Raw genomic sequence first — 11,450 nt, 5'->3', positions numbered from 1 at the left:
AATAAACGATGGTGACCCGGTTGATATACCCGCCGGACGCTGTGTCGATCTACGTGTCGAGATGCCTGCAAACAGCCTCTGGAATGTTGAGCAGGCGCGGCGCTCTGAGGAGATGCGCGCGGAATATGAGCAACAGCAATTTGAGACAGAAAAGCTGGAGCAAACTGACGGTACGCAAAATCAGTGAGTTACGCCTGACAACAAAATTGATAGTTAAACCCGATATTGATCGGCTTAATGATTGAAACTACTGTATATAAAAACAGTATAATTATCAGGAGTCGATTTATTATGGAATTTTACACACCAGCAGAACTGCGCGGCATTGTCGCGCTGCCCCTCTTCGGAGACCTCGTCCAGTGCGGGTTTCCATCTCCCGCCGCCGACTATGTCGAACAACGCATCGATTTGAATGAGCTGATGATCCAGCATCCGAGCGCAACGTATTTTGTACGGGCGGCCGGTGACTCAATGGTCGAGGCTGGCATTAGCGACGGAGACCTGCTGGTTGTGGACAGTTCCAGAACGGCGGAGCATGGCGACATCGTGATCGCGGCGGTTGGCGGTGAGTTTACCGTCAAACGTTTGCAGCTTCGGCCAACAGTGCAGCTTAACCCCATGAACAGCGCCTATTCGCCTATTTTCGTGGGCAGCGAGGACACCCTGGATGTTTTCGGGGTCGTGACGTACATCGTTAAATCGACAAACTGATGTTTGCCCTGGTCGATGTGAACTCGTTTTATGCATCCTGCGAAACGGTGTTCAGACCCGATTTAAAGGGGAGGCCCGTCGTCGTTCTTTCGAATAACGACGGGTGCGTTATAGCCAGAAGCGCCGAAGCGAAACAGATCGGCATAAGTATGGGCGAGCCGTTCTTTAAACAAAGGGATTTGTTCCGGCGCCACAACGTGGCCACGTTCTCCAGTAACTACGAGCTGTACGCGGACATGTCGAATCGGGTGATGACCACACTGGAAATCATGAGTCCTCGCGTGGAAATATACTCAATCGACGAGGCTTTTTGCGATCTGACTGGCGTGCGAAATTGCCGGAACCTGGAGGATTTTGGCCGGGAAATTCGCGCCACGGTTTTGCAGAATACCCACCTCACAGTGGGCGTCGGCATCGCCCAGACCAAGACCCTGGCGAAGCTGGCGAACCACGCCGCGAAAAAATGGCAACGGCAGACCGGCGGCGTCGTGGATTTGTCGAATGTTGATCGCCAGCGCCGGTTGATGTCGCTCGTGCCCGTTGAGGACGTATGGGGTGTTGGGCGGCGCATCAGCAAAAAACTGGCCGCAATGGGCATCACTAACGCCTGCCAGCTGGCTGACACCTCAACGTGGGTTATCAGGAAGCATTTCAACGTGGTGCTTGAGCGAACCGTGCGGGAGCTGCGCGGTGAACCTTGTCTGGAACTCGAGGAGTTCGCGCCGGCCAAACAGGAAATCGTCTGCTCGCGTTCGTTCGGTGAACGCGTAACTGAATACGAACAGATGCATCAGGCGGTATGCAGCCATGCTGCGCGCGCGGCGGAGAAACTGCGAGGCGAGCACCAATACTGTCGTTACATTTCCGCGTTCGTGAAAACCTCTCCGTTTGCTATCAACGAACCGTACTACGGCAACAGCGTATCCGTGAAGTTGCTCACCCCCACTCAGGACACACGCGACATAATCAACGCCGCGGTGCGCTGCCTGGATAATATCTGGCGCGACGACCACCGATACCAGAAAGCAGGGGTAATGCTGGGTGATTTTTTCAGCCAGGGTGTGGCGCAGTTGAACCTCTTTGATGACGTGGCGCCACGGCATAACAGCGAGAAATTGATGGAAGTGCTGGATCAGCTCAACGCCAAAGGTGGTAAAGGGACTTTATTTTTCGCAGGGCAGGGTATCCAGCAACAGTGGCAGATGAAACGGGACATGCTGTCGCCGAGGTATACAACGCGTTTTTCAGATTTGCTTAGAGTAAGATAAATATAGGCTGCACTAAGCAGCCTATTGAGTTTATGCAGCTTTTTTTTCAGTGCAGTTGCAATGAGGAATTACAAAAACTTTTGCCTTTTTAGGGCGAATAATTTTGCCATCCTTCATTACATATGGTGTGAAGGTTATTTCACATGCATTCCCACATTTTGGGCAATAGCCTTTCTTCATGTGAGATCTCCTATGTAAATTTACAGCCTGTAAATCCAAACAGGTTGTAGCTTGTTAGGAGAACCGCTATACTAGATGCCGTTATATTTTCGTGTAGCGGTGGATTTCCTCCATACACATCGAGATATGTTGACGCATATCTCGTCCCTCTAAAGCCCTGTTGACGCAGGGCTTTGTCAATAAAACTCAAAACAAAGTTGAGCTGTTTGATAGCCTAATTTATCAAGCATAGTTTCTGCAAATAAATCAGCTTGCCACTCAGAGTCCTCATTTTTAACGGGTTGAGCATTCGCAAAATGAAGGGAAGCCTTATGCTGTAATAGCAAATGTCCTAGCTCATGAAAAATTACGAACAGTGCTGAACGCTCACCTACGCATGCCATTTCATAAATATGATTAGGGACCCTTATGGTAAGCTTTTCCGGCTCGCAATGTCCGATGGTCAATCCCAGAGTTTCTTCAAACCACTCTTGATCATCCATGGGATCAAGAACAATATTCCATTCAGATAATTTTTCTAGGGCAATGTCGAATCTTCGAGGTCTGCGCCTGTATTTGTATTTGCTAGTAAACCCAAGTGCAAAACATGCATTAACAGCCTTTAATTTAATATCTAATTCATGTAATGGTCGTACACGAATGCCACGCATTTGATGCATAATCGTTTCCTAAACAGTTATTTTTTATTTATTTCTGCCAGTAACTCTGCAAATTTTTTTAATTCTTCGTGTGTAAATTCAGATTTCGCAAAGCCAGCAACCAGCATTTGCTGTTGTTTAGGTAAGCCTTCGATTGGAACTGATTCATTTGCGATAGTTGCCAAAACATCAAGATCTTCGATGTAATAACCTTGCTCTGCAAAAAGTTCGTTGATTGCTGATACCCATTTTGCTGGGATTTTTTTTGCACCAGTTTCTAGCCCGCTCAGAAAAGCCGGAGTCGTACCTAGTGCTTTTGCCATTGTCAGCAACGTATAGCCTGTATCAATTCGAGCTTTTCTTACGGCCTTTCCGAATTCAGTAAGAGCCATAGTTTTATCCTCAGTGCTTCTAATGTGGCTAGTGCCAGATGCGACAAATATACTTCATTCACAAATAAAGTAAACTCTCAAAGGATATTAAATTAACTAAATAGGTTTAATTTATTGATATATATAATTTTTTAAAGAAAATTTATTCCTGTCACTGTTCATGCTTAGTTTAAACCGTGTCTCAACAACGGATTTTTATGCTTCTTCATAGGGGCAAATTTGGGGGCAAAATCGCGATCGGGGGCAGGTTTGGGGGCATTAAAATGGCCGCTTATGTCTCTTTATGTCCTTAGTTCATCTCATCTAACCTCCTGAATCAAAACAAAAACATAAATTTTACAACCATTTGCAAATCCTGTTACTATACCCCCCTATAGTATACAGGAGGCTAGCATGCCGCATTCCCCTGAAGATAAAAAACGCGTGTTGACGCGGGTCCGGCGGATCCGGGGCCAGGTTGAGGCGCTGGAGCGCGCGCTGGAGGCAGGTGAACCCTGCATCGCAATCCTTCAACAAATCGCCGCCGTGCGCGGGGCGGCCAATGGTTTAATGGGCGAGATGGTAGAAATCCATCTCAACGACGAACTGGTCAACGGCGAAACCTCTCGCGAACAACGCGCGCAACGGATGAATGAAATCGGTCATTTATTGCGCGCTTATCTAAAATAAGAGTCACGACTCACAACAACGGAAGAGACGATATGAAATCACGTGCAGCCGTCGCATTCGGCCCTGGCAAGCCGCTGGAGATTGTGGAAATTGATGTCGCACCGCCGCAGAAAGGCGAAGTGCTGGTCAAAATTACCCACACCGGGGTGTGCCATACCGATGCGTTTACCCTGTCGGGCGACGATCCGGAAGGCGTTTTCCCGGCGGTGCTGGGCCATGAAGGCGGCGGAATTGTCGTGGAAGTCGGCGAGGGCGTCACCAGCCTGAAGCCGGGCGATCACGTTATTCCGCTTTATACCGCTGAATGCGGCGAATGTAAGTTCTGTAAATCCGGCAAAACCAACCTCTGCCAGGCGGTGCGCGCCACTCAGGGTAAAGGCCTGATGCCGGACGGCACCACCCGTTTCTCTTACAACGGTGAGCCGATTTATCACTATATGGGCACCAGCACCTTCAGCGAATATACGGTTTGCGCGGAAATCTCGCTGGCGAAAGTCAACCCGCAAGCCCCGCTGGATAAAGTGTGTCTGCTGGGTTGCGGTGTGACCACCGGCATCGGCGCGGTCCACAACACCGCCAAAGTGAAAGAGGGCGACAGCGTCGCGGTATTCGGGCTGGGCGGTATCGGCCTGGCGGTGATCCAGGGCGCAGTGCAGGCCAAAGCGGGCCGCATCATCGCCGTGGATACCAACCCGGAGAAATTCAGGCTGGCGGGCGAAATGGGCGCGACCGATTTCGTTAATCCGAACGATTACGACAAACCGGTCCAGGACGTGATCGTCGAACTCACCGACGGCGGCGTGGATTTCAGCTTCGAGTGTATCGGCAACGTCAATGTGATGCGCGCCGCGCTGGAATGCTGCCACAAAGGCTGGGGCGAAAGCGTAATTATCGGCGTGGCGGGCGCGGGCCAGGAAATCCGTACCCGTCCGTTCCAGTTGGTCACCGGCCGCGTATGGCGCGGTTCGGCGTTTGGCGGCGTAAAAGGGCGCAGCCAACTGCCGGGAATGGTGGAAGACGCGATGGTCGGCAAAATCCGCCTCGACCCGTTTATCACCCACCGTCTGCCGCTGGAGAAGATCAACGAAGCCTTTGATTTGATGCACGAAGGCAAGTCGATCCGTACCGTGATTCACTTCGGCGATCAGTAACGCTTCCGGCCAGCGGCGTCCTGTCGCTGGCCATAATTTATCTTTATCCTGATTTGTGACCGATCTGACGTTTTCCGGGGTAATCGAAACCCGGGTTTATGCCGATGACTATCTGACGAGCATATACCTGACCCAGGAAGACTGTTATGACGACACACAACACGATAATTCAAAAACCTGCAGCTGTGAGTTTCTGGCATCACATCCGTTTAGTCCCGCTCTTTAGTTTTATTCTCGGTGGTATTCTGGTGCTCTTCGCGGCGAGCGTCGGATTAGCAAGTTATTTCATGGTTCAGAGCAACACCGCCCTTCATGACGTCACCGAGGAGATCCAGGTGCGGATGGGGCTCTCCAACAGTTCCAACCATCTGCGCACCGCGCGTATCAACCTGATCAACGCCGGAGCCGCCAGCCGCGTGGCGGAAATGGACGATCTGAAACGCAACGTCGCCGACGCGGAAAAACGCCTTAAGCAGGCCCAGGACGGATTCGACAGCTATATGGCGCGCCGGGTGAAAACCCCGGAGGACGAAGCGCTGGACGGCGAGCTGAAAACCCGCTTCGACGCCTATATGCAGGGTATGCAGCCGATGGTGAAATTCGCCAAAAACGGCATGTTCGAAGCCATCATCAAACATGAAAATGAACAGGCGCGCGGGCTGGACAGCGCCTATAACGAGGTGTTGTTGAAGGCCATCGCTATCCGCATGGAGCGCGCCAAAGCGCTGGGCGTGACGGCAGAAACGCGTACCACCTGGGGTGTGATGGCGATGATCGCGGCGCTGAGCATCGCGGTATTAATGACTATCATCACCTTTGTGGCGCTGCGCGGCATCGTGATTTTACCGCTGCGCCGCGCGGCCAACCGCATTGAGCACATCGCCAGCGGCGATTTAACCGTAGCCCCGGAAGTCTCGGGCCGCAGCGAAATCGGCGTACTCAGCCACAACCTGCAAAAAATGCAGCATTCGCTGGCGCAAACCGTGGGTACGGTGCGCACCGGCGCAGAGGCGATTTATCAGGGCACCAGCGAGATCTCGGCGGGCAATACCGATCTCTCATCCCGTACCGAAGAGCAGGCGTCGGCGCTGGAGCAAACCGCCGCCAGCATGGAGCAACTGACCGCCACGGTGAAACAGAACGCCGAAAACGCCCACCACGCCAGCAAACTGGCCAACGACGCATCCGACAAAGCCAGCGCGGGCGGGCGCATGGTCTCCGGCGTGGTGACCACCATGGGCAATATCTCCACCAGTTCGAAGAAAATATCGGAAATCACCGCCGTGATTAACAGCATCGCGTTCCAGACCAACATTCTGGCGCTCAACGCCGCCGTAGAAGCGGCCCGCGCCGGCGAGCAGGGGCGCGGATTCGCGGTGGTGGCGAGCGAAGTGCGCACGCTGGCCAGCCGCAGCGCCCAGGCGGCGAAAGAGATTGAAGGGCTGATTCAGAATTCGGTCAGTCTGGTGGATAAAGGCTCCAGCGAAGTGGTGGCGGCCGGGCAAACCATGCAGGGCATCGTTGAGGCGGTGCAGCGCGTGACCGACCTGATGCAGGAAATTGCCGCCGCCTCGGACGAGCAAAGCCGTGGTATCCAGCAGGTCGCCCAGGCGGTCTCAGAGATGGATAACGTGACCCAGCAAAACGCCTCGCTGGTGGAGGAAGCTTCTGCGGCGGCGCTGGCGCTGGAAGAGCAGGCGGCGCGGCTTACCGATGCGGTAGGCATCTTCCGCCTCTCATCTCATGCTGAACGGGTACGGGAAAGCGCCAAAGCGGACAGCGCTCCGCCAGCGCAAACCTTTAATCGCCCGGCGGCGGCCCACGGTGATAACTGGGAAACCTTCTAGGTTCGGTAAAATAAAAAACCCGCGTTACGCGGGTTTTTTTGTACCTTAATTCCATCGTCAGCCTGCCCAGCTGTGGATGGCGAGATTTATCGCACCGCCGCCAATAATCAGCCATCCAAACAGGACCAGGCCCAGCAGGAACGGTTTCAGTCCCGCTTTCATCAACTGGCTGATGCGGGTGGTCAGGCCCAGCGCCGCCATCGCCATCGCCAGCAGTACGTTATCCACCACGTTGATCGCCGCCACCCATTGCCCGGGCAGCAGATGGAAGGAGTTAAACAGCGCGACCAGGATGAACATCAGGGCGAACCACGGGAACACGATGGGTTGCTTATGCGCGCCGTCGTGCCCTACATGACGGCTGACCGCAATGCTCAACAGCAACAGAAACGGGGCCAGCATCATCACCCGCAGCATTTTGGCAATCACCGCCGCGCTTTCGGTTTCCGGACTGACCGCGTGGCCCGCCGCCACCACCTGGGCGACCTCATGCATGGTTGAACCGGTATAGATGCCAAACTGAGTCGTCGAGATAGCCGGATAGTGGCTGGCGACTTCATGCCAGATGACCGGGTAAAGAAAGATACCAAGGGTGCCGAAGATCACCACGGTAGCGACGGCCACGGCGACTTTGGAGGATTCGGCTTTTACCACCGGCGCGGTCGCCAGTACCGCCGCCGCGCCGCAAATGCTGCTGCCCGCGCCGATAAGCCAGGCGGTTTTCAGGTCGAGTTTCATGAGCCGCGCGCCGATAAAGGTCGCCAGCAGAAAGGTGCTGGTGAGCATCACGATATCAATCGCCACGCCGCTTAACCCAACGTCCATCACCTGCTGAAAAGTCAGGCGGAAGCCGTAGAGGATAATGCCGAGGCGCAGCAGCTTCTGTTTGGCAAACTGCACGCCTTCATCACACAACGGATGCGCCGCCGGATAAAGGGTATTCCCCAGCACGATGCCGACGATAATGGCCAGGGTTAACGCCCCGAGCCCCAGCGCCGAGACGGCGGGAACCGTGCCGATCCAGGCGGTGGCGAAGGCAATGATCGCCGTCAGCGCCAGGCCGGGGATAAAGCGTTTAACGTCGTACCGATCGTGCGTGCTGGAAATCTCGGCCATGTCGTACTCCCTTCTCATGTATAGGACTGAGCATGGAGCAAAGCCGGGAAAAAGAAAAATTAATTATATCGTTATAATTAATCGAAATAACCGGTATGCCTGTGCGAAGCGCGCAGAACGGCAGCATAAGGGCTCAGCAGAGTGGTTTTCTGAAAACTGAATTTTTGTAAAAATTGATGTATATCAAATAGTAACGTTATTGCTGCGGCTGCAGAGGTGAGCGCCTAAAAGAAACCTTATTTCCATCATCAACTCAACCAGAGTAAAGGCGTGCAAAAAACCGGCGCAAAAAACGCCACATCCTCACGAAATTTCACCGCAAAAGATGCCAGTCACTCCTCTATATGTCATAGTAATTCTAATTCGATGTTGAAGGACTCGTTCCGGGAGGAAGGTACGCATGAATCAGGACATTTCACCCTCTGCTGAAATGAAGTCAGCCGTTTTTCAGCCGCTTTATCTGCAAATCAGCCAGCTGTTGCTGGAAAGGATCGCCTCCGGCGAGTGGCCAGCGGGCACCTATATCCCCAGCGAGGCCAGCCTTGCCGAGGCGTATAACGTCAGCATCGGCACCTTACGCAAGGCGCTCAACGAACTGGTCAGCAATAACGTGGTGATCCGCTACCAGGGCAAAGGCACCGTGGTGGCGGCCCACGACTCCGACAGCGCGCTGTTCCGCTTCTTTAATATCCTGAGGGAGAACGGCGAGCGTTCGCTGCCGCTGTCGCGGGTGCTGGCACGCCATCTGCGCACGGCGTCCCAGGAGGAGGCCGCCGCGCTGGATATCGCGCCGGGCAGCAAAGTGATCCACATCTGGCGGGTACGGGACCTGGATGGCGCGCCGGCGATCCTTGAGCACGTTTACGTGGATGCCGCGCTGTTTACCGGCCTCGATCGCGACCCGGAAATTCTGCCCAATACCCTTTACCAGCTTTATCAGCAGAAATTCGCCTGCACCGTGGCGAATGCGCACGAACAGATTAAAGCCGTCAATGCGGGGCCGGAAGAGGTGCTGCATCTGGAGGCGGAGGAAGGTGAGGCGCTGCTGCGCGTTTACCGCATCGCGCGGGATTTTCAGGATAAACCGGTGGAGTACCGCGTCTCCACGGTACTCACCCGGCACCACGCGTACTTTAACCAGCTCTGATCCGCAACTGTTCCATGAGCGCGCCGGGCATCAGCAACGCATCGCTGTTTTGCCTGGCGACTTCCCGCCGCCGTTCGCCCGGCAAGCGCACCCCAGGCTGCGCCAGCATCGCGCTGAACAACGGCTCGCTGCGTTGCAGATACCCCGGCGGGAAAAACGCCGGGTTAAACAACAGTACCAGCTGCGCAATCAGCGGCGGTTCGCCTTCAGCGGTGAAAAACGAACTGGCCTGGAAGCCGTAGTTGCTGCCGGTTAAGCCCGCCGTTAACAGCTCCACCATCAGCGCCAGCGCGGCGCCCTTCGCGCCGCCGGTGGGGGCCATACTGCCCGCCAGCGCGGCATCAGGGTCGGTAGTCGGCTCGCCGTGGCGATCGAGCGCCCAGCCACAGGGGATCGCCTGCTGCTGCTGGCTGGCTATCATGATTTTCCCGCGCGCCACCTCAGAGAGCGACAGATCGATCACCAGGGGTTCGTCGTCCCTGCGCGGCGAAGCGAAGGCGATGGGATTAGTGCCGAACAGCGGCGTCTGCCCGCCCCAGGGGGCCATCGCCGCCGGGCCGTTGCTGAAGGCCAGGCACAGCATACCGCGCCGCGCCGCCTGCTCGACATAGTATCCCGCCATGCCGAAATGGTGCGAACGGCCAATCGCCACCGCCACCACGCCACACTCGTCCGTCAGCGCCAGGCCGCGCGCCAGCCCGGCCTGCACGGCGGGGAACGCCAGCCCGGCGTCAGCGTCGACGTTCAGCACCGCGCCGCGCTGGGTGATGGCGGGGCGCGCAGCCGGGTTGAGTTTGCCGCTGATCAACTGATCGAGATAGAACGGCAGCCGCGCGAAACCGTGCGAGGCAATGCCCGCACGTTCCGCCGCCATCAGCGCCTGGCAGGTCGCATCGGCGGCCTGCGCCGTGACGCCGGTTTTCACTAACGCCTGGCGGGCAAGGGCATCCAGCTGCGCCACGCTGACAGAAACGAGATCGTTCACGGCATACTCCTTTCTTCCGGCTCAGGGACCAGTGCATCCTGCGGCAGGGTAATCTTGCCGGGGCCGATGCGCAGCTGTTCCCGGGCCGTCGCCAGATCGAGCTTTTGCTCCCAGCGGGCGATCACCAGCGTCGCCACCACGTTGCCGATCATATTGGTGACGGCGCGCATCTCGTTCAGAATGCGGTCGATGCCCAGCACCAGAGTAATCCCCGCCAGCGGGATAATATTGTGGGTCGCCAGCGTCGCGGTGAGCGCGATCAGCGCCGCGCCCGCCACCCCCGCGCCGCCTTTGGAGGTCAGCAGTAAAATCAGCAGCAGGCTGATTTGCTGCCACAGGGTAAGATCGGTATTGGTGGCCTGGGCGATAAACAGCGCCGTCATGGTCAAATAAATCGCCGCGCCGTCCAGATTGAAGGAGTAGCCGGTCGGCAGCACCAGCCCAACGATGGCGCGGTCGCAGCCTAACTTTTCCATTTTGACCATCAGCCGGGGCAGCACCGATTCGGTGGTCGAGGTGCCCAGCACGATCAGCAGTTCTTCGCGGAAATAGAGGATCAGGCGCCACAAACTCACCCCCACCAGTTTGCAGATCAGCCCCAGCACGCCGCCGATAAACAAAAAACTGGTGATATACAGGCAGACGATCAGCATCCCGAGATGCTGCAACGAGGTCAGGCCATATTTCCCTACGGTAAAGGCGATCGCCCCGAACGCGCCGAGGGGCGCAAGGCGCATAATCAGCTCGACGATGCGCATCAGCACCTCGCCGCACTGCTCGATGGTTTTGGTGATAAACGCGCTGCGCTGGGACGCCAGCGACAGCGCCACGCCGAACAGCACCGAGAACAGCAGTACCTGGAGCAGGTTGCCCTGAGCGAATGCGCCGATCACCGAATCGGGAATGATCTGCTCCATAAAGCCTTTGCTGTGCTCGCTGGCATTGACGTAATGGTTCACGGCGCTGCCGTCCAGCTTGCTGGCGTCAACGTTCATGCCCGCGCCGGGCTTCATCACATCAGCGACCACCATGCCGATCACCAGCGCCAGGGTAGTGACCACTTCGAAGTAAATCAGCGTTTTGCCGCCGACTTTGCCCACCTGTTTCAGGCTTTCCATCCGGGCAATGCCAATCGCCACGGTACAAAAAATCACTAAGGTCACGATCATTTTGATAAGACGGATAAAGGTGTCGCCAAGGGGTTTCATCTGAACAGCAAAATCAGGAAAGGCGTACCCCACAGCGACCCCGGCGACCAGGCCGATTAAAACCTGGACGTAGAGGTGCTTGAGCAATCGCATCTGGATATCCTCGCGTGAGAATCGGCGCCCGAACGGCGCCGCAGG

12 protein-coding genes and 1 pseudogene are annotated in these 11,450 nt (G+C 55.7%); 7 read left to right on the top strand and 6 right to left on the bottom strand.

Annotated elements, in window-relative coordinates:
* The 3 genes and pseudogenes from GV764_RS17945 to GV764_RS17935 form a co-directional block, all read left to right on the top strand.
* Window positions 1-187: pseudogene (locus GV764_RS17945) on the top strand (hypothetical protein); the annotation flags it as partial.
* A 104-nt stretch (window positions 188-291) separates the two neighbouring features.
* Complete coding sequence (locus GV764_RS17940; protein WP_161661308.1) at window positions 292-711, top strand: translesion error-prone DNA polymerase V autoproteolytic subunit; 420 nt, start codon at window positions 292-294, stop codon at window positions 709-711.
* On the top strand, window positions 711-1,979 hold the full coding sequence (locus tag GV764_RS17935; protein ID WP_161661307.1) for a Y-family DNA polymerase: 1,269 nt from the start codon (window positions 711-713) through the stop codon (window positions 1,977-1,979). The genes GV764_RS17940 and GV764_RS17935 overlap by 1 nt, the downstream gene beginning before the upstream one ends.
* Before the next feature lie 30 nt (window positions 1,980-2,009).
* Here the strand turns inward: GV764_RS17935 and GV764_RS17930 are convergent, their stop codons facing one another.
* From GV764_RS17930 to GV764_RS17920, 3 genes are all read right to left on the bottom strand, one after another.
* On the bottom strand, window positions 2,010-2,159 hold the full coding sequence (locus GV764_RS17930; protein WP_161661306.1) for a hypothetical protein: 150 nt from the start codon (window positions 2,157-2,159) through the stop codon (window positions 2,010-2,012).
* A gap of 176 nt (window positions 2,160-2,335) precedes the next feature.
* Window positions 2,336-2,818: an ImmA/IrrE family metallo-endopeptidase gene (locus tag GV764_RS17925; protein WP_161661305.1), complete on the bottom strand. Its 483-nt coding sequence runs from the start codon at window positions 2,816-2,818 to the stop codon at window positions 2,336-2,338.
* A gap of 17 nt (window positions 2,819-2,835) precedes the next feature.
* The gene (locus GV764_RS17920) at window positions 2,836-3,189 is read right to left on the bottom strand and encodes a helix-turn-helix domain-containing protein (protein ID WP_161661304.1); all 354 of its coding nucleotides are present in this window, start codon (window positions 3,187-3,189) and stop codon (window positions 2,836-2,838) included.
* Between the two features lie 393 nt (window positions 3,190-3,582).
* Between GV764_RS17920 and GV764_RS17915 the strand changes: the two genes are divergently transcribed.
* The 3 genes from GV764_RS17915 to GV764_RS17905 all read left to right on the top strand — a co-directional run bounded on the left by GV764_RS17915 (window position 3,583) and on the right by GV764_RS17905 (window position 6,856).
* Window positions 3,583-3,858: a metal/formaldehyde-sensitive transcriptional repressor gene (locus GV764_RS17915; RefSeq protein ID WP_161661303.1), complete on the top strand. Its 276-nt coding sequence runs from the start codon at window positions 3,583-3,585 to the stop codon at window positions 3,856-3,858.
* A 32-nt stretch (window positions 3,859-3,890) separates the two neighbouring features.
* Complete coding sequence (locus tag GV764_RS17910) at window positions 3,891-5,009, top strand: S-(hydroxymethyl)glutathione dehydrogenase/class III alcohol dehydrogenase (RefSeq protein ID WP_161661302.1); 1,119 nt, start codon at window positions 3,891-3,893, stop codon at window positions 5,007-5,009.
* A gap of 146 nt (window positions 5,010-5,155) precedes the next feature.
* The gene (locus tag GV764_RS17905; protein WP_161661301.1) at window positions 5,156-6,856 is read left to right on the top strand and encodes a methyl-accepting chemotaxis protein; all 1,701 of its coding nucleotides are present in this window, start codon (window positions 5,156-5,158) and stop codon (window positions 6,854-6,856) included.
* A 57-nt stretch (window positions 6,857-6,913) separates the two neighbouring features.
* Here the strand turns inward: GV764_RS17905 and GV764_RS17900 are convergent, their stop codons facing one another.
* On the bottom strand, window positions 6,914-7,972 hold the full coding sequence (locus GV764_RS17900; RefSeq protein ID WP_161661300.1) for a YeiH family putative sulfate export transporter: 1,059 nt from the start codon (window positions 7,970-7,972) through the stop codon (window positions 6,914-6,916).
* Between the two features lie 400 nt (window positions 7,973-8,372).
* Between GV764_RS17900 and GV764_RS17895 the strand changes: the two genes are divergently transcribed.
* Entirely contained in the window at window positions 8,373-9,119 is a 747-nt protein-coding gene (locus GV764_RS17895) for a GntR family transcriptional regulator (RefSeq protein WP_161661299.1), read from the top strand.
* On the opposite strand, the gene GV764_RS17890 is transcribed toward GV764_RS17895, so the two are convergent.
* Together GV764_RS17890 and dctA are read right to left on the bottom strand one after the other, a co-directional pair.
* A complete protein-coding gene (locus tag GV764_RS17890) occupies window positions 9,106-10,104 on the bottom strand; it encodes an Ldh family oxidoreductase (RefSeq protein WP_161661298.1) in 999 nt (332 codons plus the stop codon). The two genes, GV764_RS17895 and GV764_RS17890, sit on opposite strands and share 14 nt — an antisense overlap.
* Entirely contained in the window at window positions 10,101-11,405 is a 1,305-nt protein-coding gene (dctA, locus tag GV764_RS17885) for a C4-dicarboxylate transporter DctA (RefSeq protein ID WP_161661297.1), read from the bottom strand. Before dctA ends, GV764_RS17890 begins: the two co-directional genes overlap by 4 nt.
* Window positions 11,406-11,450 lie beyond the last annotated feature (45 nt).

It is taken from the genome of Atlantibacter hermannii, assembly GCF_009907385.1.
Lineage (GTDB): Bacteria > Pseudomonadota > Gammaproteobacteria > Enterobacterales > Enterobacteriaceae > Atlantibacter > Atlantibacter hermannii_A.
The sequence above is the reverse complement of the archived record's forward strand: the minus strand, read 5'-3'. Positions and strand labels throughout refer to the sequence as shown.